General features: G+C 61.5%; 30 protein-coding genes. 16 read left to right on the top strand and 14 right to left on the bottom strand.

Translation table 11 applies throughout. The features are described 5' to 3' along the window. The first annotated feature begins 10 nt into the window (after positions 1–10). Genes ACMC5O_RS08595 through ACMC5O_RS08585 form a run of 3 tightly spaced genes read left to right on the top strand, consistent with a single transcriptional unit; the run spans position 11 to position 570 of the window. Complete coding sequence (locus ACMC5O_RS08595; RefSeq protein ID WP_187709134.1) at positions 11–274, top strand: hypothetical protein; 264 nt, start codon at positions 11–13, stop codon at positions 272–274. Positions 275–277: 3 nt separating this feature from the next. Next, positions 278–436: a hypothetical protein gene (locus tag ACMC5O_RS08590; RefSeq protein ID WP_187709135.1), complete on the top strand. Its 159-nt coding sequence runs from the start codon at positions 278–280 to the stop codon at positions 434–436. Beyond that, entirely contained in the window at positions 433–570 is a 138-nt protein-coding gene (locus ACMC5O_RS08585) for a hypothetical protein (protein WP_187709136.1), read from the top strand. Before ACMC5O_RS08590 ends, ACMC5O_RS08585 begins: the two co-directional genes overlap by 4 nt. 287 nt (positions 571–857) lie before the next feature. Here the strand turns inward: ACMC5O_RS08585 and ACMC5O_RS08580 are convergent, their stop codons facing one another. After that, entirely contained in the window at positions 858–1,322 is a 465-nt protein-coding gene (locus ACMC5O_RS08580; RefSeq protein WP_187709137.1) for a Rid family hydrolase, read from the bottom strand. Between the two features lie 256 nt (positions 1,323–1,578). Between ACMC5O_RS08580 and ACMC5O_RS08575 the strand changes: the two genes are divergently transcribed. Beyond that, positions 1,579–2,082 (top strand): GNAT family N-acetyltransferase, encoded by a 504-nt coding sequence (locus tag ACMC5O_RS08575; RefSeq protein ID WP_187709138.1) that lies wholly within the window; start codon positions 1,579–1,581, stop codon positions 2,080–2,082. Between the two features lie 51 nt (positions 2,083–2,133). Here the strand turns inward: ACMC5O_RS08575 and ACMC5O_RS08570 are convergent, their stop codons facing one another. Both ACMC5O_RS08570 and gntA read right to left on the bottom strand, forming a co-directional pair. After that, positions 2,134–2,718 (bottom strand): DUF1989 domain-containing protein, encoded by a 585-nt coding sequence (locus ACMC5O_RS08570; RefSeq protein WP_426692704.1) that lies wholly within the window; start codon positions 2,716–2,718, stop codon positions 2,134–2,136. Beyond that, on the bottom strand, positions 2,715–3,404 hold the full coding sequence (gene gntA, locus ACMC5O_RS08565; RefSeq protein WP_187709139.1) for a guanitoxin biosynthesis heme-dependent pre-guanitoxin N-hydroxylase GntA: 690 nt from the start codon (positions 3,402–3,404) through the stop codon (positions 2,715–2,717). Before gntA ends, ACMC5O_RS08570 begins: the two co-directional genes overlap by 4 nt. Between gntA and ACMC5O_RS08560 the strand changes: the two genes are divergently transcribed. Next, entirely contained in the window at positions 3,338–3,727 is a 390-nt protein-coding gene (locus tag ACMC5O_RS08560; protein WP_187710017.1) for a hypothetical protein, read from the top strand. The genes gntA and ACMC5O_RS08560 overlap by 67 nt on opposite strands. Before the next feature lie 120 nt (positions 3,728–3,847). Here ACMC5O_RS08560 and ACMC5O_RS08555 read toward each other — a convergent pair whose 3' ends face one another. Continuing rightward, positions 3,848–5,227 carry a sensor histidine kinase gene (locus ACMC5O_RS08555; RefSeq protein WP_187709140.1) on the bottom strand — a complete coding sequence of 460 codons (1,380 nt, stop codon included), beginning with the start codon at positions 5,225–5,227 and terminating at the stop codon, positions 3,848–3,850. Positions 5,228–5,606: 379 nt separating this feature from the next. On the opposite strand from ACMC5O_RS08555, the gene ACMC5O_RS08550 reads away from it, so the two are divergent. Beyond that, positions 5,607–5,903: a hypothetical protein gene (locus tag ACMC5O_RS08550; RefSeq protein WP_426692703.1), complete on the top strand. Its 297-nt coding sequence runs from the start codon at positions 5,607–5,609 to the stop codon at positions 5,901–5,903. 395 nt (positions 5,904–6,298) lie between these two features. Here the strand turns inward: ACMC5O_RS08550 and ACMC5O_RS08545 are convergent, their stop codons facing one another. From ACMC5O_RS08545 to rplJ, 7 genes are all read right to left on the bottom strand, one after another. Next, positions 6,299–6,445 carry a hypothetical protein gene (locus ACMC5O_RS08545; RefSeq protein WP_426692702.1) on the bottom strand — a complete coding sequence of 49 codons (147 nt, stop codon included), beginning with the start codon at positions 6,443–6,445 and terminating at the stop codon, positions 6,299–6,301. An 84-nt stretch (positions 6,446–6,529) separates the two neighbouring features. Continuing rightward, on the bottom strand, positions 6,530–7,645 hold the full coding sequence (locus ACMC5O_RS08540; RefSeq protein ID WP_426692701.1) for an extracellular catalytic domain type 1 short-chain-length polyhydroxyalkanoate depolymerase: 1,116 nt from the start codon (positions 7,643–7,645) through the stop codon (positions 6,530–6,532). A gap of 245 nt (positions 7,646–7,890) precedes the next feature. Continuing rightward, the gene (locus ACMC5O_RS08535) at positions 7,891–8,271 is read right to left on the bottom strand and encodes a response regulator (RefSeq protein ID WP_187709142.1); all 381 of its coding nucleotides are present in this window, start codon (positions 8,269–8,271) and stop codon (positions 7,891–7,893) included. Between the two features lie 452 nt (positions 8,272–8,723). Next, on the bottom strand, positions 8,724–8,915 hold the full coding sequence (locus ACMC5O_RS08530; RefSeq protein ID WP_426692700.1) for a hypothetical protein: 192 nt from the start codon (positions 8,913–8,915) through the stop codon (positions 8,724–8,726). Positions 8,916–9,221: 306 nt separating this feature from the next. Further along, positions 9,222–9,818, bottom strand: coding sequence for a polysaccharide biosynthesis/export family protein (locus ACMC5O_RS08525; protein ID WP_187709143.1), 597 nt, complete (start codon positions 9,816–9,818; stop codon positions 9,222–9,224). A gap of 386 nt (positions 9,819–10,204) precedes the next feature. Beyond that, complete coding sequence (rplL, locus tag ACMC5O_RS08520) at positions 10,205–10,579, bottom strand: 50S ribosomal protein L7/L12 (RefSeq protein ID WP_187709144.1); 375 nt, start codon at positions 10,577–10,579, stop codon at positions 10,205–10,207. A gap of 60 nt (positions 10,580–10,639) precedes the next feature. After that, positions 10,640–11,152, bottom strand: coding sequence for a 50S ribosomal protein L10 (gene rplJ, locus ACMC5O_RS08515; protein ID WP_187709145.1), 513 nt, complete (start codon positions 11,150–11,152; stop codon positions 10,640–10,642). A gap of 397 nt (positions 11,153–11,549) precedes the next feature. Here rplJ and ACMC5O_RS08510 point away from each other — a divergent pair, with 397 nt between their 5' ends. Beyond that, on the top strand, positions 11,550–12,434 hold the full coding sequence (locus tag ACMC5O_RS08510) for a hypothetical protein (protein WP_187709146.1): 885 nt from the start codon (positions 11,550–11,552) through the stop codon (positions 12,432–12,434). A 45-nt stretch (positions 12,435–12,479) separates the two neighbouring features. On the opposite strand, the gene ACMC5O_RS08505 is transcribed toward ACMC5O_RS08510, so the two are convergent. Further along, positions 12,480–12,770 (bottom strand): copper resistance CopC family protein, encoded by a 291-nt coding sequence (locus ACMC5O_RS08505; RefSeq protein WP_187709147.1) that lies wholly within the window; start codon positions 12,768–12,770, stop codon positions 12,480–12,482. A 191-nt stretch (positions 12,771–12,961) separates the two neighbouring features. Here ACMC5O_RS08505 and ACMC5O_RS08500 point away from each other — a divergent pair, with 191 nt between their 5' ends. Together ACMC5O_RS08500 and ACMC5O_RS08495 are read left to right on the top strand one after the other, a co-directional pair. Then, the gene (locus ACMC5O_RS08500) at positions 12,962–13,993 is read left to right on the top strand and encodes a glycosyltransferase family 87 protein (protein WP_187709148.1); all 1,032 of its coding nucleotides are present in this window, start codon (positions 12,962–12,964) and stop codon (positions 13,991–13,993) included. Then, positions 13,993–15,420 carry a hypothetical protein gene (locus tag ACMC5O_RS08495; protein WP_187709149.1) on the top strand — a complete coding sequence of 476 codons (1,428 nt, stop codon included), beginning with the start codon at positions 13,993–13,995 and terminating at the stop codon, positions 15,418–15,420. The genes ACMC5O_RS08500 and ACMC5O_RS08495 overlap by 1 nt, the downstream gene beginning before the upstream one ends. Here the strand turns inward: ACMC5O_RS08495 and ACMC5O_RS08490 are convergent. Further along, positions 15,381–16,841: a hypothetical protein gene (locus ACMC5O_RS08490; RefSeq protein WP_426692699.1), complete on the bottom strand. Its 1,461-nt coding sequence runs from the start codon at positions 16,839–16,841 to the stop codon at positions 15,381–15,383. The two genes, ACMC5O_RS08495 and ACMC5O_RS08490, sit on opposite strands and share 40 nt — an antisense overlap. Next, positions 16,838–17,956: a glycosyltransferase family 87 protein gene (locus tag ACMC5O_RS08485; RefSeq protein WP_426692698.1), complete on the bottom strand. Its 1,119-nt coding sequence runs from the start codon at positions 17,954–17,956 to the stop codon at positions 16,838–16,840. The genes ACMC5O_RS08490 and ACMC5O_RS08485 overlap by 4 nt, the downstream gene beginning before the upstream one ends. 172 nt (positions 17,957–18,128) lie before the next feature. Between ACMC5O_RS08485 and ACMC5O_RS08480 the strand changes: the two genes are divergently transcribed. From ACMC5O_RS08480 to ACMC5O_RS08450, 7 genes are all read left to right on the top strand, one after another. Continuing rightward, on the top strand, positions 18,129–18,914 hold the full coding sequence (locus tag ACMC5O_RS08480; RefSeq protein ID WP_426692697.1) for a DUF2569 domain-containing protein: 786 nt from the start codon (positions 18,129–18,131) through the stop codon (positions 18,912–18,914). Between the two features lie 413 nt (positions 18,915–19,327). Further along, on the top strand, positions 19,328–19,510 hold the full coding sequence (locus tag ACMC5O_RS08475) for a Flp family type IVb pilin (RefSeq protein ID WP_246444364.1): 183 nt from the start codon (positions 19,328–19,330) through the stop codon (positions 19,508–19,510). Between the two features lie 62 nt (positions 19,511–19,572). After that, positions 19,573–19,755, top strand: a complete 183-nt coding sequence (locus ACMC5O_RS08470) for a Flp family type IVb pilin (protein WP_246444365.1) — start codon at positions 19,573–19,575, stop codon at positions 19,753–19,755. Positions 19,756–19,847: 92 nt separating this feature from the next. Next, on the top strand, positions 19,848–20,756 hold the full coding sequence (gene cpaB, locus ACMC5O_RS08465; protein WP_222949901.1) for a Flp pilus assembly protein CpaB: 909 nt from the start codon (positions 19,848–19,850) through the stop codon (positions 20,754–20,756). Then, entirely contained in the window at positions 20,731–22,275 is a 1,545-nt protein-coding gene (locus ACMC5O_RS08460; protein ID WP_426692696.1) for a type II and III secretion system protein family protein, read from the top strand. Before cpaB ends, ACMC5O_RS08460 begins: the two co-directional genes overlap by 26 nt. Then, positions 22,265–22,549 carry a hypothetical protein gene (locus ACMC5O_RS08455; protein WP_187709155.1) on the top strand — a complete coding sequence of 95 codons (285 nt, stop codon included), beginning with the start codon at positions 22,265–22,267 and terminating at the stop codon, positions 22,547–22,549. Before ACMC5O_RS08460 ends, ACMC5O_RS08455 begins: the two co-directional genes overlap by 11 nt. Before the next feature lie 12 nt (positions 22,550–22,561). Further along, entirely contained in the window at positions 22,562–24,196 is a 1,635-nt protein-coding gene (locus tag ACMC5O_RS08450) for a pilus assembly protein TadG-related protein (RefSeq protein WP_187709156.1), read from the top strand.

The following is a 24,196-nucleotide window of genomic DNA, read 5'->3' as shown; positions in this document are numbered from 1 at the left end:
GAGAAAGGAAGTGTTGGATTTGATGTTTGCCGCTGCCCTGTCCGGCATGCGGACCGTTGAGGCGGCCGATGACGGCCAGCCTATGGCGATCGACTATTCGCTCGTTCCGGGCACGCAGCCGAGGGCGCCGGAGAGAGATTGGCGGATGTGGGTCGGTTCCGACTTCACCTCCTTCAAGGATGAGCGGGACTGCCCGATCTTCTTCCAGAGGGAGCTGCCTGGGTTCGGAACGCTAAGCGTCCGTTCACAGTGCGCTGTCGAAAACGAGGAATGAGAAATGACAGCGAAAACGGAGCGGAAGATCGCGGCGGCCGGGATGGCCGGCGCCGTCCTGGCGATCCTCGCGGCGATGCTCGTCCTGTCAGGCTTGATGGTCGGACTCGGCGCTCGCGACGACCGCGTGCTCATGACGGCATCGACAGGAAACCACCGATGAACGGTCGTGCGGCAAGCAGGCTGGTCGAGGCCCTGATCGTCGGGGTTGCAGCCAGCGCATGGTATCTGCTGAAGCGGCGTCCAGCGCCGGTGCGCTCGGCCTATCCGGACCTCGCCGGAAACTTCGCACTCTAATTGACCGGGGTCATGGTGCGCCCATCTGCGCAGCTTAGGGACCGTCGCAATTAAGGTTCGGGTTAGCGCACCATGGCATGAAACTCCTGAGCCTCTGCCTTGGACAGCCGCCAATGCACGGTCGACCCACACAAAAGCGCCAAGCGCCGCGGCTGCAAATGTCAGAACCAGCAGTCCGCCAATTAGAGCAGAACGTGCATCGGGTACCCATTGGTACGCTTATGGCTCGCCGCATGTCGGCTTTCCACCCAATGCGGACATTAGATCGACAGCGCACGGCCCGATATTTATCTCGACTTCTGTTTTGGAACGTGCGCGACAACTGCGATTTCGACCAGCGCGCCGGGCTGAAGCAAGCCAGAGGTTCCGATAGCACTCCAGGCTGGCGGCGGCGATTTCATGTACCGGCTTTTCACCTTGGCGAAGGCGTCGATCTGTGCGGTCGGATCGGTGTGATAGGTACGCAGTTCGACGACGTCATCCCAGCTTACGCCTGCGCGCTGCAAAGTCTTGCCGATCGCGTCGAAAGCCCTGACGAAAGCGTTCTCCATGTCCTTCTCGCCGGGAGCGAGATAGGCAGGCACTCCGGAAACATAGACGACGCCATTGCTGACGACAGCGTCGGCCCAGCCGATCTGCTCCTGTAACTGACGCTGTCGCGCATTTTCGGGCATGATCACGACCGCCTGTTGGCGAGCACCTCCTGACTGGGCGGCCGCGGCAAAGGCCGCAATCGTCGTGAATAATACCAAGTGATCCTCCTTTACGATGTCTAGAGTTGCCTCTGCGTGGCCGGGAGCGTCTACTGGCACTTAGGCGCCGAGTGCCGCCAAAATCTCGTCATCTCCGCTTCATCCATTTCTTCCAGTTCATGTGTACTGGCTCGTGTCTGATCGAAGCGCTCAGTCGGCTAGATGAACTGTCTCCGGCCTTCGACGAAGTGTCGGCTTTCGACCCGAAGCTGACATTAGAGTCGACGCCTCTCTGGCAACCAGTAAACGGTCACCCATGCATATCCCTACGCTTCGCACTGAGCGGCTCGTCCTCCGTGCACCTTCGGTGACCGATTTCGAAACCTACCGAGACTTCTATGCCGATCGGTCGGCTTCATTGTTCTACGGCGGGCCACTGACAGCAGCGCAGGCGTGGCGGAAACTCGCGTACGACGTAGGTCACTGGACACTGCGCGGCTTTGGCATGTGGTCGGTAGTCGAGCAGGCGAGCAGCACGATGGTAGGCGGGTGCGGGATCGTTTGGCCAGAGGGTTGGCCGAGGCACGAACTGACTTGGTGGATAGTGCCAGGCGCACGTCGCAACGGTTACGCGGAAGAGGCGTCAAGAGCTGCGATCCGGTGGGCTCAGGAAGTGCTTGGTTGGAGCGCTGTCGAAACGCACATGGATGATCAGAACGAGCCGGCAAAGCGATTGGCGCAGAAGCTCGGCGGCACGATCATATCGCGCGACATGTTTCCGGACGGCCTCGAACGAAACATCTACGAAATGGCGCCCTGAGATCGAACCTTGGATGTCCGCTTTCCACCCTTGTAAAACATTGCGCCAATTCTAATCGGCGATGGAGAATCCAATTGGCTTGAAGCTGCCGCCATTGCTTGAATAGGCGGAGCAAGCTGTGAGCCCGATCACCAACGGCATCTCCGCTCGAAAGCGAATAAAATCCCCCGCTCTGCTTACCGGGGGCTCCACCCTAATCCTGCCATCGATTCCGACGGGGACGTTCATGAAGACGTTGAACGCGATTGGGATCATGTCCGGCTCGATGCCGTAGGGCGCCAGCGCATCCGCCAGATTTCCGAAGCACCCGCGATGAACGGGCTGATCCGGGTAAAAGTGGCGAAAGGTCGCTTCGCTGCAAGGAGTTAGAAGAAAATCGTGGATGCCAACCGTATCCTCGATGATGGACAGCATTGGGCGGGATCGATTGGAGTACAGGATGCTGCCGACTGTGAGCCTGATCGTCTCCGCATAATCGACCGTCCGACCGCTCGATATGACCTCTCGCACATCGACAGAGTTGTAGGCGAGCAAATCGGCAACTTGCACGCCTTCGATGTCCGTGACGGTCAATGTCTGGCCTTCATCCAGGCGAAATGCGACGCCGCTCCTTGGCGGGATTAGCTGCGCGGTCACTGTCCTTCGTCATTGCTGCGGCTGAACGGACAGACCCAGTCACTGGCGACCTGTCGTCCACTATATTGACGAGCCGCGCTCAACTCTCCGTGGCGCGCCAACATCGGATTGATCGACCCCGCTAGCACATCGTCTCGTTCCAGGATCGCCTTGCGGAGACCCTCGTACCGACCCGTGATTCTCAGTTGCTCAAACTGGTCATGGAGGTTCAGTACGATCGTCGGGTATTGAAACCGTCGCGCCGGGCGACTTGCGCCGGGATGCAAGCCCACAGCGAAGAAGGCCTCCCCACCAAAGCTCAAAGAGAAATGGGGATCTTCGGGATCGGTGCTGACTCGCTGGTCCGGAGCGATCCCCCGCCACTCATCCTTGTCGCTCATCGATTGGAGTCGTTCCCACAGAGCGTCTTCGAACTCTTCCTCTGCAAGGTCCAAGGGCCCCTCGAAGACGAATGCCAAACTGCGAAACAATCCGCGATCGCGCTTGTATTCCTGGGCCCATTTGCGTGCGATTTCGTGCAACCGCAGGTCGTCCCATGAGCTGGTGATCGATCGACAAGCGATGACTTTTAATGTGCCGCGGCCAAGAGCGGACTTCGCGCCGACGCACGGAAAATCGCGTGACCGGACGAATTCCGAAAAGTCGTGTTCAATGGCGTGCTGATTTTCGTAAGACCAATGGTACATCAGCCATGAACGAGCGTTGGAAGGAAGGGTTGCCGGAAGCAACCCACGCGCATTCAGTCGAGCCGCTCTTACATCCGCTTCCCACCAGTTGTGGATATTTCGGCGCTGAGACGCGGCTTATCGCGAGCGGCGGAACGCAAAGTCTTCCAATTCGCTTCTGTTGTATGAAGTTGATCGGTGCCGACGAATCACGTGCTCAGGCGAAGCACTGCCGCGAGCTTGCGATGAGCACGAAAGATGCTGAGATCGAGCTATTGTTTCTTCAAACTGCCGAGGATCTGGAACGACAAGCGGACCGGCTCGAAAACTCGCACTTAGGCTAGGCTAACGAAGACCTGCCGCCGCACGCAACAATGCCAGAACGAGGTGTGGCAGCTTAGAATGTCGGCTTTCCACCCAAAGGCGAACATTGGAGGTAGAGTTAGTTGGGGCTTCGGCAGGCCTCAGGAGACGTGGGCGACGGTCACTTTCGTGCCGGGGTCCTGGTTAGCCACATCAACGGTGGCATCCAGCTGTTTCGCAAGCGCTTTGACAATCCCTGTGCCAAGTCCCGGTTTTGCGTCGCTCTCTGCGGCCATGCCGTTTCCGTTGTCACCCACCGTCAGCGTCCAACCTTTGTCGCTCGACGAGTAGTCGACTTGAATCTGGCCCTTCTGGTTCCGGCCGGGAAAGGCGTGCTTGAGCGCATTGATGACGAGTTCGGTGACTATCAAACCAAGACTGACAGAAACATTGGCATTCGTGACCGTGTCGTCGACCTTGGACGATAGGGAGATACGGTTTGCATCGTCGATCATTGACGCGCCGATGCTGGCGCACAAGTCGCTGAGATATTTGTTCAGTTCGACCTTATCCGCACTCTTCATCGCCAGCTGCTTTTGCAGCGTGGCAATGGACATCACCCTCTGATGGGCGTCCTGAAGATGGGTTCGAGTTTCTTCGGATTGCACTCGGCGAGCGCTTTGCATGAGAACGCTGGCGATGATTTGCAGGCTGTTCGCTACGCGATGCTGCAGTTCCTGCAGGAGGATCTGGTTGCGCCGTACCAGTTCGTCCTTGAGCTTCTCGGCCAAACGCGCGGAGGTGATGTCCGTGACCGCGAGAACAATCCGAGGCTGCTCAGCGTCGCCATACTCGAGTTTGTGTGCGTTGAGCACTAGGCAGGCAGGCTCGTGCCCTTTGCGCTTGAGGTCCATCTCGTAGGCATCGATCGAAGCCGCGTGGTCGAACGTGGCGCGAAGCAGCGAGTTCAGCTGGGGCACATCCCATTCACCGTCACCCAGAGCCGCGAGCTTCGTCCCGTTTACGGTGGCGGGATCGATCCCGAACGCGCTGCAAAACGATCCGCTTGCACCGATGACGGTCAGGTCCTCAGCGAGCAACAGCAACGGAGCCCTCGATGAAACAATCAAGGCTTTGCCGAGAGCCGTTACTGTGTCGGCCACGGGGATGGTTTCCGTCATTACCTTTGCCTTTTCCGCTGTCGCCAGTGCCGATCGAACGGCTCTGGACACCACTTCCTTGGTGAATGGCTTCACGATTAGCGGATGGTGAGGCATGCGCTTTACCACATCGGCTGGGCTACCGGTGATAAAGATCACGGGTATGGGAGGGCCATCACATATTCGGTCCACCGCATCGATCCCGCTTCCGGGGTTCAGCTGCACATCCGCGGTAATCAGGTCTGGGCATCTCATGCGCGCCGCCACGAGTGCCTGCTCTGTCGAACCTACGACGTCGAACGAGGTGAACCCGCATTCCGCCAATATGTCCTCGATGGACATCGCGATTAATGGATCATCTTCGATGACGAGTGCGTGCATTGCGGCGCTCCTTGAGTAGGGAGCGTGCCATGGCTCTCCAGCACCAATACCAAACTATGTGACTGGTGATATCCCTTCAACGGATCGGACCACTGATCGTTGCAATGCAGCGGGCGATTGCGGCGGATGGCATCGCAAGCCGACGGGTCTGAAAAGCAACCAAATTTATGGCTCCGTACATTTACGGAATGATTGCCTCGGCGGGCGGAGCAATAGCACGCTTGCGAGAGGTTGTGATGAGGCAGGACGACGCTGAATACTACCGAAGGCGGGTGTTTGCAGGAACAGCGTGCGGCGCGGGATGCGACCTGCAGTGCTGCGTGCGAACGTGCGGATCGGCCGCAACCACGCCTATCGTCGCTACTGAGAGGAGGTCACGATGAGCAGCAACTTAAGGTCGGGGACCGTCGGCTTTGCAGTTGGCATCGCCTTGGCGACAGTGGCAGCGCAGGCGGCGCAGGCAACACAAGCTATGCAAGCTGAGCATCAGATGAGCTCGCCAGGTCCGAGTGCTTCTGGAGAAACCATGGACCAGATGCACAAGATGATGTCCGATCCTGCCAAGCGCCAGCAAATGATGGAGCGCATGGCCCAGTGCCGGGACATGATGTCGATGATGATGGAACACATGAAACATGCGGGGATGAAGTCGGATCCGTCCGCCCCACCCAAGTGAGAATCCCGCCATTGCGGACACTCTTCGACCGCAATTGTTATTGGCGTCAGCCCAAGCAGGGGCGCTTATGAGGCTAACGGGCGTAGTTGCCGCGATAATCCTATTGGCACTGACAGCTTACTATTTCAGCCGCCCTCATGCGAGGTTCGATACTCCGACGCTCGACTTCAACCACGCGCGCTAATGCGTGCCGTGAATTTCCGTCTTCCAGCCAAAGCAGCCATTCGAGAGTCCCGAGAACTCCCTGCCTCGCCGAGGTCGGAAAAAGCGGCCCAGGCGCTCTGCTCGTCGTCGGTGCGCAAATCCAGCTTCCATTCGCGTTGAGGCCGTCAACTGGAAGATTATCCGATCTTGAACTTCGGAACAGCCATCTCCTCTGCTGCTGGATATCTGCTTTAAGCGCCGTGCTTCGCGATGCTCCGCTTCACCATCTCGTCGATAGCGTTGTCCTCTGTGCGGGCGTCTTCGACGCGTTTGCTTGCCTTACCCTCAAGGCGCCGCTTCCTATCGTCCGAGGGTTCGACTGCGCGCTTCTTCCGCATGATCTGACCCTTTCGTAGCACTTAGGTCTTAACACGTTCATCGGTCGGCGACACATGACGCCACACGCACGTGAATGAGGTTCATCACATCAAGCCCGCAGCGCGTAAAGCATCTTCGATTGTCTTGGTGACGCCGCCAACGAGAGGATGCGAGGAAGGACGCTGCGACGATTCTCTCCCACACGCGGCTTGCGGCTCGCGATGCATGAGGACCGCCATCTCCGCCGCCTGAGCCCCGACTTCGCCGGATAACCCCCAAAAACGGCAGATCTGTCGCGTCGAGGAAATGCCAGCTTCAAGCATGTAAGGGCCGGTGACTTCGTCGGACTGTTCTCCCACTGTGCTGAGGGGCGTCCCGTGTCCCATGCCGACGATAACGTATTCTTCGACCACCTCTCTCCCTTCGGTGTTGCACCATACGCGATGGGGATAGCCGCTAACATGGTCGGTCCGGGTGGGAGCTTTCCCTACTCCATGAAGGGCGCCCCACTGGTGCACGAGATCTGCCGCGTTCCTGGGGTCGACAGTTCTGTCACTGCTGCCATGCCACACCGACAGCGTCGGCCACGGTCCGGAGTGGCTCGAGGCGGATCGGACAATTTGGGAGAGTTCTCCCGCGGCCGGACTGCCCTGTCCCCGCATCCGGTCGAACGCTTCGGGGATCGACTGCGCAGTGCCAAACGGTAGCCCAGCGATTATTCCGCCGCCGGCGAAGACATCCGGATAGGTGGCGAGCATGACCGCTGCCATTGCTCCACCCGCCGACAGACCGGTAATATACACACGGGCAGGATCGGTGCCGTGGCGCGCTTGCATCTCCGCCACCATTTGCCTGATCGACAGAGCCTCCCCGCTATCGCGGGTAGCGTCCGATCGTGAGAACCAATTGAAGCAAAGGTTAGGGTTATTGGACCTTTGCTGCTCCGGAAAAAGCAGGGCGAAACCATGCTCTTCCGCCGCGTGCGACCAGCCTGAGCTCCGATCGTAAACCGCCGGATTCTGCGTACATCCGTGCAGCACTACAACGAGAGGTGAGCCCCTGCGAAAGGTGCCAGGGACATAAGCCTTCGCATGGAGCGCGCCGGGGTTCGATCCGAACTGCTCAAACCCTGCAAGTCGGCTGTCTGCTCCGCCTGGGTCGGGAAAATTCAGCACTCGCATGGAAGACAAGCGGGTGATTGTATCGTGAAGGCCGCGCATCACGCATCTCCTGACCGAAAACGCCGAACTGGTTGATCAGCTCAAGATAAGGCCATTGCTGCGCTGCACAATAGAATTGCTGCAACGCAACATAAATTCCCGAGGTCAGGGATTGTCGCCGGATCGATACATCTGGTTGGGCTCAAGGTCGCGCGCACCGAGACCGCTTTGGGAGCCGATTTCACGACGAGGCGGAGGCTCAGCTAGACAAGAAATCATGTCCACGGTGGACGTTAAATGGAATATTACCTCCCGCGGCCATCCAACTTTTCTCGCACTAGGTCGACCAAACGGTCGGTGTGGTATGGTTTCGGAAGGAAGGTCCCGTGGTCCGGTATTTTGCTGTCGGGCACCCGCGCTTGGCCAGATGTGACAATCAACGCCATTTCTGGACGATCGCTGTTCACCTTATTGGCCAATTCCAAACCGTCCATCTCGCCCGGCATGTTTACGTCGGTGAAGATCAACCCAATCCGGGGATGTTCAGCCAGCACTCGCAGTGCTTCGCGGGCGTCTCCCGCTTCCCACGCCATGACCCCGCTCTCGACGATCGCATCGGCCGCAACGATTCTTACGAGCGGCTCGTCTTCGACGACGAGGACTTCACGAGGTGTTGAATGGGACATGCTCCTCCTAACAAAAGGCTCATGTCCCCGTTCCAACTGTTTCGGAGGCGCCACTTAGGACTGGCGGGCTAGAGTTGTTCTCACATATTTCAACTTGGTGGTCGGCCGGATCCTTCAATCGCACTCGGATCGGCTGGGAGCCGCATCAAACTCGAACGTTATCTCCCCCGCAGTTTGTTCCTTGATCTGCCGCTCGTAACAAGCCGCGAGTTCTTCGTGAGCCTGACGCGCTGCGTCGGAGCTCGCCGTCTGAGCTCGGCTCCGTTCGATCTGTTGCCGCCGAAATAGGTAATTCAGATCCATGCCCGATCCTTATCTTCGCGAGTACACACCCCTCGCCGGAAGAAAGTGAACGCCGGATGAGCTTGCAAATAGACGGGGCAGTATGGTCTCGACACACGACGCAAGGCGAAAGAAGGTCGTGGCTTGCGCATCTGAGAGAAACACGAAGCCTAAGCGGAAAGGCGACTAGGAAAGGCGATCCGGAGCGTAGGCCGAAGCTCGGCCTTGTCGGCCAAAGCCTGATATTGCCGAGCCAATTCTGCATGGATTGCCGCCACGTTGGCCCGCTCGGATTTCGAAGCCAGCGCGCGCTCAGCGATCGCTCGCCGGCGATAATATTCAGTATCGTTCGAAGACATCATTTATCTCCCACAGGAAGGGCGGGAGTGTGAATTCAACTCTCAGCGCCGCATTGCCAAATGAGGGCGGCGATGATGCGGAATAGCACAAACCCCGGCTATTAGCCCGACCATATTAAGATCAGTGTCGGAGCTTAGCTTGTCCAACGAAAGGCGGTGCAGGAGCCTGATCGTCGCCGTGATCGTATGTCGTTGAACTGGGTTGCGGGTGGGGCGTGTTTCGGCGGACGAAGGCTTCAGCTTCCTGCATCGTGGCGAACAGAGGTTGTCGCTCTGTGATCGTTCCAGCCGTTGCGCCGACGTCCCGGTTTACGGCACGACCAAAGTATCTCCGCTTTGTATCGAAGGTATATCATTTTGAGGGAACCGCGGGAGGTTGCCTTTCAACGCCGCGCCAAGTCGCGAGTGGAGAGTTTCCATCGTCTGACCGTTCTTTCGAAGGATCGATATATCCCCGACCTGTGCAAACTCCGTTGGCCCGCCAGCGATGCTGATCGCCTCTAGTGCGTTCACATATCTGCCCGGTGTGAATGTACCGGGACTCCTCACCTTACCGACGACTGAGAACTGATACCCGGACGGATTCTTCACGCTAACAGTGACTTGGGGGACGACGCCTCGATACTGTGGTCGCAACGCTGCGGTAATGTACCGCTCGAGGTCGGAGGGGAGTTGGCCGCCTGCCATAACCTGCCCGACCAGCGGGAATGCGAAACTACCATCGGGGAGCACTCTGACGGTTCGCTGGAGGCGATCCTCGCCCCAGACCATGACTTCAATTTCATCGCCTGGATTGATCCGGTACGCGGGACCGGCCGGCGTTGCGGGTAGAGATTGCTGGGCAGACGCCGCAGCAGATCCAAGCGCGAACAGAGTTCCGATTATAGTGCCCGTTCGACTTCTCATTCGCATAACCTTCTAAATTTTTCAGAGACTTGCGTTCAGCTAATTGCGGTTAATTGCGAATGAATGGAGCTCTGGAAGCTGGTGCTGACCTACGTCGTTCCCTTCAGTGGTCCCGAACGACATAACCAAAGGGGAAGCTGCCCCTGTATCGCCGGCGCACTGATCTCGGTCGCGTACGCGCGGTACCGGGAATGGATCTGAACAATGCCATGAAGCCGAACTCGGGCAGGGTGGTTCGCGCAGGCTTCGGACGTCAAAGCACAACTTGATTGCGATCAATGGGAGGTGGTTTCTCCCTTGGACGAATAGAAAAGGGGCGACCCCAGTGGAGCCGCCCCTTCCCATCCACGGGCGCTTCAAGACACCCGCGAAAGTCGTTCAGAAGCTTACTTGAGCTCGACGGTGCCGCCGGCTTCCTCGATCTGCTTCTTGATCTTTTCGGCTTCGTCCTTGTTGACGCCTTCCTTGACGGCCTTCGGAGCCGATTCAACGAGCGCCTTGGCTTCGCCGAGGCCGAGACCGGTGATCGCGCGAACTTCCTTGATCACGTTGATCTTCTTGCCGCCGTCGCCCGTGAGGATGACGTCGAACTCGGTCTTCTCTTCGGCGGCCGGGCCAGCGGCGGCTGCAGCGGCCGGAGCGGCGGCAACGGCGGCGGCGGCGGAGACACCCCATTTCTCTTCGAGAGCCTTGGCGAGATCCGCGGCCTCGAGGACGGTCAGTTCGGAAAGCTGGTCGACCAGCTTAGCAATGTCAGCCATTTGATACTCCTTTGCGGGGCTTCAGCCCCATATGTCGTGCGTTGATTGAAAAGGTCGGCCTTAGGCAGCCTGAGCTGCGTAGGCACCGAAGACACGGGCAAGCTGTGCGCCGGGCTCGTTGACGGTGCGTGCGATCTTCGTCGCGGGCGCCTGGATGAGGCCCACGATCGTCGCACGCAGTTCGTCGAGTGACGGAAGGGCGGCGAGCGCCTTGATCCCGTTCACGTCGAGCACGGTGTCGCCCATCGCGCCGCCAACGATTTCGAACTTGTCGTTCGTCTTGGCGAAGTCGACGGCCACCTTGGCGGCCGCGACCGGATCGACAGACGTGGCAAGCGCGGTCGGGCCCTTGAGAAGGTCCCCGATCGGCTTGTAGCGCGTGCCGTCCAGCGCAATGAGTGCAAGCCGGTTCTTCGCAACTTTGTACTGGGCGCCGGCGTCGCGCATCTTCAGACGCAGGTCCGTGGACTGCGCCACCGAGAGACCGTTGTTGCGAGTAATCACAACGACGCTTGTCTCGGTGAAGACTTGCTTCAGCTCGTCGACCAGATCGGCTTTTTGCGAACGATCCATGCCAACTCCGTATTTCGCCCGAAGCAAGCTTCGAGCGAGGTTCAACAAAAACTCGAGCGCAAGCGCCCAAGCACTTCGTGTCCGTGGGGAGTGGGTTTCGCTGGCGTTGCTTAAAAGCACTTTGCAACGCACGACGGGACACCCGCGGGCGTCTCCGAATGATTCCTGTCCCCGTCTAGGCTGCAAATTAAGGGGCTAGCCCCAGCAACTGTCTCGGACGGTTGCGCGCACCCGAAGGTCCGCGCGAACTGCGCCAGTTAGACGAGAGCGCTCGCAAGTCAAGTGTGGCGCAAAACGGGACAGCCTCTTCAACCATCAAAATTAACCAACATTGACAGTCGATTAGACGAGGCAGAGCATCCGCCAGTCGAATCGACGATCAACGAGGGGAAACGAAATGCGCGTTCAAGGCGTGCGCCTGGCGGCAATTGCCGCAGCTTCGGCTTTGGCTCTTGCCGTTCCAGCTTCTGCAAATCACAGCTGGGGCGGCTATCACTGGGCGAGCACCACGGCGGGGTCGCTGACCCTAGACGTGCTGACCTCGAATACCGCTTATTGGGATTCGGCGATCGCCGGTTCGGTTTCCGACTGGAACAGCCCCGTGGTGGGTGGCGCTCCCGACGTGCTCACGCTCCGCAGAACGGCGAGCAGCGCTGATCGCAAGCGGTGCAGTCCCATCGCGGGCAAAGCCCTGGTCTGCAACTACGCGTATGGGAAGCGCGGCTGGCTGGGCATTGCCAGCATCTGGCTCAGCAACGGCCATATCAGCCAGGCAACGACCAAGCTGAACGACAGCTACTACCAACCGGGAAGCAGGTATGACACGCCGGCTTGGCGCAACATGGTGGCTTGTCAGGAAGTCGGTCATGACTTCGGTCTCGATCACCAGGACGAGACGTTCACGAACACCAATCTTGGTACCTGCATGGATTACACGAACGATCCGACGGGCACCGCCGGCACGAACGGCACGAAGAACAATGAGCGCCCGAACTTCCACGACTATGAGGAGCTCGGGATCATCTACAACCACGCCGATTCCTTCAATTCGGCCGTTCTCGGAGCGGCGGCGACGAATTTCGGCGTCCGTGAAGTAGGCAAGGCGGTCGCGCCGGGTCTCAGCTCCGCGCCGGCCGGCGACAGCCCCGGCGACTGGGGTCGCGCAATCCGGAGCGACGCCGCCGGACGTCCGAACGTCTTCGTGAAGGACCTTGGCGCGGGGCAGAAGGTGATCACTCACGTCTTCTGGGCGCTCGAAACCAAACGTTCCGAAATCCAGTAACAGCCTCGTTTCATTAGAGCGGCGGGCTATCGGCCCGCCGCTTTTCTATCTGACACTGAAAATCAGGCGGCCCGAACCTTCCACTCCCGCCGCTGATGCTCTCCAGCGAGCTTCATACTTGCCGGTGCCGAGGTCGGGCAGCGGGATCGAATATTCATAGGTCTCTTCCGCGGAATCCACCATTGTCGGCATATCTCCGTCCGGTCCCGAAATCGTGACCTCGAGGAGGCGCGCTGGCTTGGAAAAGCGGAGCCGGAGCTCGTCGACGGGCCCAGTTACCGTTGCACCGGACTTCGGGTTGGAGCTTACGATATGCAGGCTCGCTGCGGTCTGCATGGGTTCAGCTTCCGTTGGCTGCGGGCTTGAGCAGGCACCCAACGCCAACCCTATGGCAATCGTCCAGCGGGAAAGCCGCGCTCGTTCGGTCACTGCTCCCATGCCATCTTAGTAACGCAAAACGAACTGTAATCGGATACTTGGTGAGTTAGAACGGGGCAGCCGGCAGTTGTCGGGACGGGGGAGGGTTCGTGCGGTCTCGCTATTCGATACGGCTGCTCTACGAGGCCGTCGTCGTCGTGGCGCTGGCGTCCGCCAGCCTATGGGTGCTGTACCTGTTGAATTCCTTCCAGCCCCTCGGCGCCGACTTCGCGCCCGTCTGGACCGCTGCCGCCCATCTTTCCTCGGCTTACGACATTGCTGCGATCACGCAGGCACAGCCCGATTTCACGAACCTGGGCCAGCGGCCCTTCGCCTATCCGCCGACGGCCCTGCTTTTGTTCGCGGCGCTGGGACTGCTGCCGTTTTGGCTCAGCTACGCAACCTTCACTCTTGCCGGCCTGTGGGTGTTCGTTTGGGCCGCGCTTCGGGCCGGCGCGGCATGGTGGGTCGTTGTTTTCCCTCCACTGCTCTTGCTAGCCCATATCGGCCAGCCGAGCCTTCTGGTTGGCGGCCTAATTCTCAGCGGGCTGGTGTTTCCGGCCTGCCGAGGTGTCGTGTTCGGCATTGCAGTCGCACTCAAGCCGCAGCTCTGCCTGTTTCTCCCTCTTGTCTTCCTGTTCGAGCGTGATCTTCGCGGAGCAACGATCGCCGCCGGAGTGGCGGCCGCCCTGGCGATCCTGGCGACGCTTTCGTTCGGATCTGACGCCTGGACACAGTGGATCGCGGCTGCGCGGGACCTGGTCAGCGTCGCCACGTCCAATCCGAAATTATCGCACTACATGATCAATTCGGATCCGCTGCTCTTCGCCGTCCCCGCCTTCGCGCTCGTCTGGGTCATGCGCAATTCGGAGCCGGCGTTCCTATTTGCAGCACTCATCGGGGCCGCGTTGCTCGTGTCGCCTTATGCCATGAACTACGAGACTGCCTTGCTAATCCCAGCATTCGTCTCACGGGCAAGGCCGTCGCTCTGGATCTTCGCCGTCTTGCTCGTCCTTGTCTGTTTCGTAAGTCCCCTTCCTGTGCTGGTCCTGGCCCTGCTTGCGCTGGTCCTGACGCAGGCGCGAGATGTCGCTGGACGAACCGCCGCACCAGAAGCCTGCGCTGAGTCAGTGGTGTCGTGATGGTTGCTCGGCAACCGCTCATTCGTCCCGAGCGCTACGGCTTCTTCGACAAGCTGCTGTTCGCGGTTTTCGTGCTTTTCCTGCCGCCGCTGCTGGCCAGCAAGCCCGGCCTTTTCGGCGACGGGGACGTAAGCTGGCATGTGGCGGCGGGCCGCTGGATCCTGCAAAACCGCGCGATCCCGACCACGGACCCGTTCTCGTTCACGATGGCCGGCCATCCCTGGATCGCGCACGAGTGGCTGTCCGAAGTCATCTACGCGAGCGCGTTCGACTTCGCGGGATTTGCGGGGCTGGCGGCAATCGTCGCGCTGGCGGTCACGGCGCTTCACTGGATCGTCTTCGCCCACTTGAGGAAGCGGGTCGGGCCGGTCGCAACACTGGTATCGTTCCTTGCGCTCGACCTGATCCTTGCCAAGTTCATGCTGGCGCGGCCGCACGTGCTCGTCTGGCCGCTTCTCGCGCTGTGGACCTCACTGCTCCTGGATTACCGGGACAAGGAGCAGGTCCCGCCGCTGTGGTTCGCGCTGCTGGTCACGGTGTGGACCAACCTCCACGGGAGCTTCCCGATCGCGTGGATCGTCGCGGCCCCGATCGCACTGGACGCAGTGATGTCGGCACGCTGGTCTCGGCCGGTCCTGCTGGGCTGGCTCACTTTCGGGATCGCGAGCGTCCTTGCCATGCTCCTCAATGCGAACGGACTGACGCAGCTGCTGCTGCCGCTCAACATCCTGGGAATGAAGTCCGTCTACCTTATCCAGGAATGGAACCCGAGTTCCCCGAGCATCAGTCCGCTGTTCTACGTCGTCTTGCTGGGAACGCTGGCGGTGGTGATGCTGAGAGGCGCGAAGCTCCGGCTGGGAGAGACGCTGCTCCTCCTCTTCCTGCTCGGCTGGGCCTTTTCCCAGATCCGGCATCAGAGCTGGCTGGTGATCGTCGCGACCATGGTTCTAGCGCCGCACCTCACGGGGGAGCGAGCCGCCGAGCCCCTGTTCCCGGACAAGCGGGTTCGCCGGCTCTGGGCTGGGGGAGCGTTGGCGGTCGTCGCGCTTCTTGCGCTTCTTCGGTTGTGGGTGCCTTTCGAACCGAAGCATAGCCAGACCACTCCCCAACAACTCCTCGCGCACGTGCCCGCGGAAATGAGGAGGGAGGCCGTCTTGAACGGCTACAACTTCGGCGGGCCGCTCATCCTTGCGGGCATCAAGCCTTATATCGACGGCCGGGCCGACATGTACGGCGACGCGTTCGTCCTTGAGTGGTGGGATATCGTCAGCGGCGACATGCCGAAGTTCGACAGGGCAGTTCGCAAATACGATATTCGTTGGACGCTGCTGAGCCCCAAGGAACCGCTCGTGAAGCAGCTCGACGCCTCGCCGCAATGGCGGCGCTACTATTCCGACAAGGTCGGCGTCATCCACGTCCGGCGCTGAGCCCAGGCGATCCCTGCAAGGATGAAAAGGCCGGCGAGCGAAAGGATCGCGCCCAGCCTTTCAGCAAGGGACGTCGACAACCGTAGCTCGCAGTCCTGCCCCTTGTAGCCCAGCAATTGCGTGCCCGGTTCCGGCGCGGTTTCTACCTTCTGTCCCGTACATTCGACTTCCCACGTCGGGAAGTAGAACAACCGGCCGGTGTGCTGCTTCGAAAGTTCCAGCGCCCATCGGGACGGCCAGGTGTACGGCCGCTCGCCCGGCGGGAGCATCTCGGGAACGTCGGGATGCGCGGGAAGCTCAGCGGTGGTCACTTCCGGACGGTTGGGATGCACCGCGAGGAACAAGGCGGACGGAACGAGGACCGGAACGACCGCGGCCGCGATGAGCACTCGCGGGAGAACGAGGTGGGCAACACCCGTCGCGATCGCGAACTCGGCGAGGGGGAGCAGGCGGAATGGAAACTGGACCGTGTGCAGGACGGGCAGGGTCCAGAAGCCGGGGATCAACCCCGCCGCCAGGACCAGCATGATGGCGGCATAGGCGCCTCGCACCCGTTCGGTCGTGAAGAGCAAAACCACGATCGGCATGATCAGAATCAGCATCACAGCCGCGACTGCGGATCGCATGTCGGGGTTCGGGCCCGGCGCGCCCCACGCCCAGAGGCTCCAGCTCTCCGGGTTGAAGGTCGCGAGCCGCCACAGGTTCGCTGTGTCGCGATAGGGCTCGAGCAACACCGCGGGCAGGAGGAAGATCGCCGACAGGAGAATGCCCAGCGTCACCGGTATGGCCACCCGCAATAGCTTCCGTGGCTCCTTCCAGCACAGCCACACGGCATAAGGCGCGATAAGGAAGATGCTCGCGAGAAGCGCCAGCGGCACGTGGGTCAGGATCATCGCCGCATACGCGATTGCGCCCAGCACGAAGCGCCCCTCGGCCGCCCGCTTGACGCCCAGCGCAACCAGCGGAATCAGCGCGATCGCGGTGAACTCGGCGAGCGCTCCGCGGCCGTAGAAGTCGAGCACGTGATAGGGCATCGCCATGAACAGCAAGGCGCCCAGCAGCGGCGACTTCGCCGTTTCGCGAAGCCACGCGTACATCGTGAAACCAGCTAGGGCGAAGGCGCAGCAGAACACGGCGACAATGCTCCAGTAGGTCGAAAGCCCCGCCAGCCCGAACAGGGCGCAGGCGTAGAAGGCGAGGGGCGGGTAATAATAGAAGACCGGCGAGCCGAGCCCGCCGTGCGACAGAGGCAGCCAGCGCGGATAGAAATTGCCCTTCGCAAGCTCGGCCGTGAACTGGTCCGCCCACACCCAGTCGATCCAGAAGCTGTCGTGCGTCATCTGCGGCGACAGCAGCGCCGGGACGGTCAGTGCGACTGCCAGCGCGACGATGGCCGCGGCGTGCTTCGCGGAGATGTTCAAGGCGCTTCCCGCATCTTCGCCTTCCAATGCCGGCGGAAGATGTCGATGCTCGCGAGAACCACGCCGACCTGTGAAAGCGTGGTGCTGAAAATCATGCCCGCGCCCGCCCAGGAAATGATCGTCCCGGACCGGTTCAGGAGCATGGGCGTGATCGCGACGATCAGCGCCGTCATGTCGTAGGACAAGGCATAGGGAAGGCCGAGAAGCCCGCCGAGGCAGAGCGCCGCGACCCGGTCCAGCGGCTCCAAGCTCGTCCTGAACACCTTCCAGACGAGTACTGCACCGAGAACCAGCCCAACAAGCATGACCGGCGTCTCGAGCCCGGCCTGCATTGCCAGCGACGCCGGGGTAACGGAGCGAATGCCGATGCCCGTCTGCCGCAGGACCTCGGTGAACTGCGGCAAGGAGGCTAGCCAGTCGAACCAGGGCTGGACACCCCACAGCAGCAGGGTCGCGCCGACGGCCAGAGCGCCCGCCGCGAACGCACTTCCCAGCGCCCGCCAATCGCGCGCCGCGATGAAGGCCACCGGAAACAGGAAGACCATCTGCGGCTTGATGGCCGCGGCAATGCCGATCATCGCCCCGCGCATGACGGCCCCCGGCGCGGTCAGTCCGCCGAGGATCAATGCCCCAACGATCAGCGACGTCTGCCCGGTCGCGACGGCGATGACGATCGCGGGACTGAGGATCGCGAGCGCGAGCTCACGCCAGCCGATGAGCGTGCGGGCCGCGGCGAGGAACAGGATGCTGCTTATGACGACCCAGCTTCCAAGCGCCATCGGGAACGGCAGCAACCCGAACGGCTTCAGCAGCAGCAGGGTCGTCGGCGGGTAGGCGAACGGCCCGACCTTGCCGATCGCATCCACCTGCGACCTCTCCAGCGCGGACCAGTTGTAGACGTCGGCGATGGGCGCCTTTGCGGCGGCCCAGAAAACGGTGAAGTCGCCGGCGAAGCGCGGACTCGCCGCCATCTTCATGATCACCCCGACGATGATGACCGCGCCCGCGCACGCGAGCGTCAGGAGGAGGATGTAGCCCCAGATCAGCTTGCGCGCGTCGACCCCGGAGCCGCGATTGCCGGCTGTCTGCGCCGTGTCCTTCCCCCCGCGACCCATGCACTCTCCCCCCGTCGAGCGGACATGAGACTAACAGGGTCGCGCGGTTCAGCAATCGCCTCGCAAGCACTGCCCGTCAGCCCATTGTGGAACTTCGTCGCTCTCCCGACTTTACCCCTCGGTAACGCCTCCAGGCTTATTGAACGCTAACACGGGTGAGAGGGTTGAGATTGTGAGTTTCGACATCGTGCGCCAGCGCATCGACGGCCGCCTCCGCGCTAAAGCGGCGGCGATGCTCGTTTCGATCGAGGGCGGCCTCGACCGGATCATGATGGGCTGGCTGCTGGTTGCCGGACTTGCGACCGCCACCCGCATCGCCTTCAGCCCGGTCAAGGGCACGATCGGCATCGAGGGTCTTCTTCCCTTGCTCCTGCTGGTTCTCGCGCCTTTCGCATCGATGGTGCTCGCGCTCCGCTGGTTCGCCGACGGCGAAAACCAGCCGCAGCCGCGCACCCGCCTCGCGCGCGTGGGCAAGTGGCGGACCATCCCTGCCGAGCAGGCGAAGCGGCACCACCTCTATGGCGCCGGCGGAATCATGGTCTCGCTGCTCGTCGGAATGCTTCTCAACGTGCCGATCCGCGCGCTCGAATATTGGGCGTCGATGCCCCCGATCATGGGACCCGTCCCGCAGTGGCTGAGCGTCCTGCACATGATGATGACGCTGGACGTCGTCCTGCTGACCTCGCTCTACACCATCGCCTTCGTGGCCGCTCTTCGCCGAGTGCCTCTGTTCCCAAGGCTGCTGGTCGCGATCTGGCTTGTCGACCTCGCAATGCAGCTGATGATCGCCCAGGCGGTTACCGGCGCTCCGGGTCTCCCGGCGCAGGTCGGCCAGGCGCTTCACGCTTTGCTCGACGGCAACGTCAAGAAGGTGCTGATCAGCGTCGGGCTTTGGCTGCCCTACCTGCTTCTGTCGCGGCGGGTGAACGTCACCTACCGGAGCCGCGTTGCCGCCTGAAACTGATTCGGGCCGAGTCGGCTAACGACGCGGAAAACAACAGTAAATTCATTACGGCCCGGACACCCTTCCTGTGTCCGGCGGGCCTCAATCTGTCCGATTTTGAAACAGGTTATCCACAGAGTGGAAAATAGTTACCGGCAAATTAATGACCTAGAATCAACGGTTTAACTTTCGTTAAGGTGACGGATTAGTTTAACGAGAATTAAATCCTCATGCTTGACAGAGTCCTAAGGCGAGCGCAGCCCTTGTGACAGCCGAGCGGCCTTGGGGGGCAGTTCGACGGTGTCCTGTTGGGTCGAAGTTGCTTTTCGTGACCCTGACATCGGCGAAAGGCGTCAGCCACTTTCCTCAGATCGCAAAGGCGAGTTCCGCGCCACGGTGCGGAAAGTACTCGAGGGAAGGAAATACACATGTCGACTTTCATCAAGATGATCCGTGACGAGTCGGGCGCATCGGCGGCCGAATATGCGCTCATTCTCGCCATCGTTGGCACCGGCATCGCCGTTGCGGCCCTGTTCCTGGGCGGCACCATCGGCAACGCTGTCAACGGCGCGGGCAACTGCATCAACAGCCCGAGCGCAGCCAACTGCTAATCGGGTGATTTCAGCGCAGCCGCGCCTTTCGGGGCGCGGCTGTAAGCTGGGAGGGAAAGCAAATGACCGCATTCATGAAGATGATGCGTGATGAGAGCGGTGCGTCGGCTGCCGAATATGCCCTGATCCTCGCGATCGTGGGTACCGGCATCGCCATTGCCGCACTCTTCCTTGGCGGGGCCATCGGCAACACGATGAACGGTGCAGGCACCTGCATCAACAACCCGAGTGCCGCGAATTGTTAAGCGTTCGGGGGCCGTTCCTTGGGAGCGGTCCCCACTATCTTGTTGGAATCAATGATGGCATGATCCGCAGGGATCATTTGGCGGGGGCCTAGATGAGACGGCAGACGATGATAGCGCTGGCAGTGGCGCTGGTTCTGGGGATTTTGGCGGTCTATCTCGCCAACGCTTACATTGGCCGAACCGACCAGAGGGTCGCGGCACTTCAGACAGGAACGACCAAGGTTGCCGTCGCAGCCATTCCACTGGACTATGGAACCGAGCTTACGCCCGACAAGGTTAAGTTCGTCGATTATCCGAGCGCCAGCCTGCCCGTCGGCATCTTCTCGAATTACAACCAGCTCGCGCCCACAGGTAAGAAGCGCGTCGTGCTTCGACCGATCGCGGTCAACGAGCCGATCATGGCGACGAAGCTGGCAGGCGAGGGCCTTGGCCCGTCGATCGCCTACCTCCTGCCCGACGGCATGCGCGCCGCGGCAGTCCGCATCAACGACGTGTCCGGCGTCGCTGGCTTCGTCCAGCCGATGGACACGGTGGACGTCCTGATCACGCGCTCGCTCCCGGGCGCCGAGAATCGCCAGGTGACCGACGTCCTGCTGCAGGCCGTCAAGGTCATCGCCATCGACCAGAACGCACAGGGTGCGGACGGCAAGCCGATCGTCGCCAAGACGGCGACCCTCGAAGTCAATCCGACGGACGCGCAGAAGCTCGCGCTCGCGCAGCAGGTCGGCCAGCTCAGCCTGGTACTCAGGAAGCCCGGCGAACAGCAGGATCTCGGCCGCGTCGCAACCGTCAGCATGAACGACCTTCGCTATTCCTATTACGGTGGCGCTGCGCCGGCCGCCGCGCCTGCGCAGGTCACCAGCGCGGCCGCTCCGCGCCGCGTCATCATCCGCCGGCCCGCGCCTGTGCGCTCCGCGCCGCCGCGGCCTGTTACCAATAGTGTCGAAGTTGTCCGGGGCACCACGGGCAGCAATTATGAAGTGGGGGGTTATGGGTCGTGATCTTTTGGGGAGGGTCGCGCTTGCCGCGGTAGCCCTCGCGGCAGTTGGCGTCTCCACGCCGGTCCTCGCTCAGGCCAGCGCCATCACGGTCGCTGAAGGGGTCCACGCCGGCGAAGTCGCCGTTCCCGTCAACAAGAGCCAGGTGATCCGGTCGGATCGGCCCTACGCCAAGGCGCTGATCGGAAGCCCCGAGATCGCGGACGTCCTGCCGCTGACGGACAGCTCGCTCTACGTCCTCGGCAAGAAGATGGGGACCACCAGCCTCACGCTTTACGACCGCAGCAACACGCTGATCGCGGTCGTCGATGTCGTGGTCGGTCCGGACGTCATCACACTTCGCCGCCAGCTTTCCGAGCTGATGCCGGTCGAAGGCATTGGCGCCCGCATCTCAAATGACTCGATCGTTCTCGAAGGCGTCGTTCCCGATGCCGTCGCGGCCGACCGTGCGGTCCAGATCGCCGAGAGCTATGCTCCGGGCAAGGTCATCAACCTGCTCTCGATCGGATCGTCGCAGCAGGTCATGCTCGAAGTCCGCTTCTCCGAGATCAAGCGCTCGGCGCTCAAGAACCTCGGCGTCAGCTGGTTCTTTGGAAGCGACGGCGGCAAGCTCGACGGCGTGATCGGCGGCGGCGCTGCTGTCCGGCCGATCATCGACCAGGAAACCGGCGCGATTACCGGCAGCCAGAAGACGCTGGAAGCCGTTCAGGGAAGCTACGGGATCGTATCCCGCGCCTTCCGCGCACTCGGTTCCAACTTCGAGGTCCAGCTCGACGCGCTCGAGCGCAAGGGCGCGGTGACGACGCTTGCGGAGCCGACCCTGGTCGCTCTGTCGGGTGAGACCGCGAGCTTCCTCGCCGGCGGCGAGTTCCCGGTTCCGGTCATCCAGAATTCGGGTGGCGGCGGTGGCGCCGGCGGTGGCGGTAACAACAATGCTATCACCGTCGAGTGGAAGCCGTTCGGCGTCAGCCTCGCCTTCACTCCGACCGTGCTTGCCGACGGCGTCATCAACATGGTGGTCGCTCCGGAAGTCAGCTCGATCGATCCGTCCGCGGCGATCGTCATCAACGGCCTGTCCATTCCGGGCCTGCAGACCCGCCGGGCGAAAACGACGATCGAGCTCCGTGACGGCGAGAGCTTCGCGCTTGCCGGACTTCTCCGCCGCGACTTCCAGGATACGGTTCGACAGATCCCGCTGCTCGGCTCGATCCCGATCATCGGCAGCCTGTTCCGCTCATCCGGCTTCCAGAAGGAAGAGACGGAACTGGTCATGATCGTCACGCCGCGGCTGGTTCGCCCGGTTCGCGCCGGCACGCTCCGCGGCCCGACCGATCGGGTCAAGCCGCCGAACGAGGCCGACCTGTTCCTAGGCGGCCGCACGGACACCGGCGTTCCGGTCGCTCCGGAATTCAATCCGCCGCCGTTCGGGCAGCCGCTTTCGGCTACGCCGCCTGCCGCGCCCGGTGGATCGGCACAGCGCAAGCCGACCGGTTTCGAGAAGGAGTATGGACATGTCCTCTAGGCTGCTTCTCGCGCCGCTCGCGTTCGGCCTCCTGGCCGGCTGCAATACCGTCAACCCGCAGACCGGATCGGTCGACCCGGGCTTTGGTGAGGCGGTCAAGTACGATCAGGCCGTCCAGACGATCGATCCGGACCCTGTCTATGCGGCCGACGCCGCACAGCCGGGCGACCATGGCGACAAGGGTGCCGCCGCGGTGAAGCGCTATCGGACAGATACCGTGAAGCAGGTTGAACAGGTGCAAACCACCTCGGGCAGCGGCAGCGGTCCCAAGTAAGGATGAGGAGAGATGCGGCGCTTGCTTCGGAACTTTCTTCGTAGCGATACGGGCAGCGTCGCGCCCACCGTCGGGCTGTCGCTTTTTGCATTGATTGCCGCCGGCGGGCTCGCGTTCGATTACGCGCGTGTCGCGACCATGGACACGGAGCTTCAGAACGCTGCCGACCAGGCGGCGCTCTCCGCGGCCACCCAACTCGACGGCGAGACCGGCGCGAGGGATCGCGCACGTGCAGCGGCAAAGACGCTGATCTCGAACTCGACTCTGATGGCCAACGACAACGCGGCCTCGGGCCTCGCGGTCGGAATCCAGGACGCGAACATCACCTTCTACGCGACCTATACCAACCCGACGACGTTCACTCTGGCTACGGGCGACGCCGACGCGAACATCGTCCAGGTGCAAGTCGATGCACGCACCGCGAATTACGCCTTCACCCCGATCGTCGCCGCCTTCGCAGGAACGACGAATGCCAAAGCCGTCGCGGGCCTCAGCAGCGCGATCTGCGGCGTGGTACCCTTCTTCATCTGCAATCCAACCGAGCCTGTCGGCAATACGGACGTCAATCTTCCGCCCGGTGGCGTGAACCCTGGAACAGGTATCGTCATGGCCGAGGGCGGAGCTCAATGGGGTCCGGGCAACTTCGGTTTCCTCGACCAGTTGGGCCAGGGTGCCAACACCGTCGCGGAGGCTCTCGCTTCCAACTCGCTGCTCGGCAATTGCTCCGGCACCGAGCAAGTAACGACCGAGACGGGCAATATCCTGAACGCCGTCCGCGATTCCCTCAACATGCGGTATGACTTCAAGCCGGTAGCCGCATCGACCTGCAAGAGCCCGCCATGCTCGCCGTCCTCCAACTCCACGAAGGACGTCGTGCTGGATAACGGGCTCAGCACGTGCGTCTGGAAGCAGAACCCGGTCACCGCCGTGGCCGACATGGCGAGCACTACTCCGCCGCGCTATTTTCCGAACTCGCCGATCGCCGATCTTCCGACGGGTACCGTTCCAGGGATCATGGGATACCCACGCGATCGCTGCCATTATTTCAAAACGACAGCCAATCCGGCGACCTTCCCGTTTTGCACTTATGGCCGCGTCGGCGACGGCAATTGGGACCGGGGCGCCTATTTCCGCACCAACCATCTCGGCGTCGATTACACGACGGAGCCGGGCCTCGATGCGAATGGCGACGGGATCGTGACTCGCTACGAAACCTATATGTGGGAGGCGGCCGATCCGACAAATCGCCTGCCGACCACCGGCAAGCCTGGCAATGGCGGCACGACGGCCTATGGCCAGCCCCAGAACCGCTGCCTCGCTCCAGGCGTGGCTCCCGATGCCGCCGGCATCGACCGCCGTCGCATTACTGCTGCGGTGGTAAACTGCCGCAGGGTCGCCGCCACGACGGGCCTCAATGGAAAGAGGAATTTGCCAGTCGCCGGCTTCATCGACGTATTCCTCGTCGAGCCGAGCATCGACCGCAACAAATGCCCCGGCTGCACCGTCAGCTACGGCGGCACGAACTACGACAATGCGTACGGAAGCCGGAACGACATTTATGTCGAAGTCATCGGCGCCTCGGGCACGGGTGAAGGCGGCGCAATCCCACAAATCAGCCGGCGCGACGTTCCGCGCCTGATCGAGTAG

It is taken from the genome of Sphingomonas sediminicola (genome assembly GCF_049991885.1).
Classification (GTDB): Bacteria; Pseudomonadota; Alphaproteobacteria; order Sphingomonadales; family Sphingomonadaceae; genus Sphingomicrobium; species Sphingomicrobium sediminicola.
This window is presented reverse-complemented; position numbering and strand designations above follow the sequence as displayed.

Bases quoted from the DNA above. Each gene is read 5' to 3' on its own strand.
- ACMC5O_RS08590 (WP_187709135.1), top strand. From the start codon at position 278: ATGACAGCGAAAACGGAGCGGAAGATCGCGGCGGCCGGGATGGCCGGC.
- ACMC5O_RS08585 (WP_187709136.1), top strand. From the start codon at position 433: ATGAACGGTCGTGCGGCAAGCAGGCTGGTCGAGGCCCTGATCGTCGGG.
- ACMC5O_RS08575 (WP_187709138.1), top strand. From the start codon at position 1,579: ATGCATATCCCTACGCTTCGCACTGAGCGGCTCGTCCTCCGTGCACCT.
- gntA (WP_187709139.1), bottom strand. From the start codon at position 3,404: ATGTACCATTGGTCTTACGAAAATCAGCACGCCATTGAACACGACTTT.
- ACMC5O_RS08555 (WP_187709140.1), bottom strand. From the start codon at position 5,227: ATGCACGCACTCGTCATCGAAGATGATCCATTAATCGCGATGTCCATC.
- ACMC5O_RS08550 (WP_426692703.1), top strand. From the start codon at position 5,607: ATGAGCAGCAACTTAAGGTCGGGGACCGTCGGCTTTGCAGTTGGCATC.
- ACMC5O_RS08545 (WP_426692702.1), bottom strand. From the start codon at position 6,445: ATGCGGAAGAAGCGCGCAGTCGAACCCTCGGACGATAGGAAGCGGCGC.
- ACMC5O_RS08540 (WP_426692701.1), bottom strand. From the start codon at position 7,645: ATGCGCGGCCTTCACGATACAATCACCCGCTTGTCTTCCATGCGAGTG.
- ACMC5O_RS08535 (WP_187709142.1), bottom strand. From the start codon at position 8,271: ATGTCCCATTCAACACCTCGTGAAGTCCTCGTCGTCGAAGACGAGCCG.
- ACMC5O_RS08530 (WP_426692700.1), bottom strand. From the start codon at position 8,915: ATGATGTCTTCGAACGATACTGAATATTATCGCCGGCGAGCGATCGCT.
- ACMC5O_RS08525 (WP_187709143.1), bottom strand. From the start codon at position 9,818: ATGAGAAGTCGAACGGGCACTATAATCGGAACTCTGTTCGCGCTTGGA.
- rplL (WP_187709144.1), bottom strand. From the start codon at position 10,579: ATGGCTGACATTGCTAAGCTGGTCGACCAGCTTTCCGAACTGACCGTC.
- rplJ (WP_187709145.1), bottom strand. From the start codon at position 11,152: ATGGATCGTTCGCAAAAAGCCGATCTGGTCGACGAGCTGAAGCAAGTC.
- ACMC5O_RS08510 (WP_187709146.1), top strand. From the start codon at position 11,550: ATGCGCGTTCAAGGCGTGCGCCTGGCGGCAATTGCCGCAGCTTCGGCT.
- ACMC5O_RS08505 (WP_187709147.1), bottom strand. From the start codon at position 12,770: ATGCAGACCGCAGCGAGCCTGCATATCGTAAGCTCCAACCCGAAGTCC.
- ACMC5O_RS08495 (WP_187709149.1), top strand. From the start codon at position 13,993: ATGGTTGCTCGGCAACCGCTCATTCGTCCCGAGCGCTACGGCTTCTTC.
- ACMC5O_RS08485 (WP_426692698.1), bottom strand. From the start codon at position 17,956: ATGGGTCGCGGGGGGAAGGACACGGCGCAGACAGCCGGCAATCGCGGC.
- ACMC5O_RS08475 (WP_246444364.1), top strand. From the start codon at position 19,328: ATGTCGACTTTCATCAAGATGATCCGTGACGAGTCGGGCGCATCGGCG.
- ACMC5O_RS08470 (WP_246444365.1), top strand. From the start codon at position 19,573: ATGACCGCATTCATGAAGATGATGCGTGATGAGAGCGGTGCGTCGGCT.
- cpaB (WP_222949901.1), top strand. From the start codon at position 19,848: ATGAGACGGCAGACGATGATAGCGCTGGCAGTGGCGCTGGTTCTGGGG.
- ACMC5O_RS08460 (WP_426692696.1), top strand. From the start codon at position 20,731: ATGAAGTGGGGGGTTATGGGTCGTGATCTTTTGGGGAGGGTCGCGCTT.
- ACMC5O_RS08455 (WP_187709155.1), top strand. From the start codon at position 22,265: ATGTCCTCTAGGCTGCTTCTCGCGCCGCTCGCGTTCGGCCTCCTGGCC.
- ACMC5O_RS08450 (WP_187709156.1), top strand. From the start codon at position 22,562: ATGCGGCGCTTGCTTCGGAACTTTCTTCGTAGCGATACGGGCAGCGTC.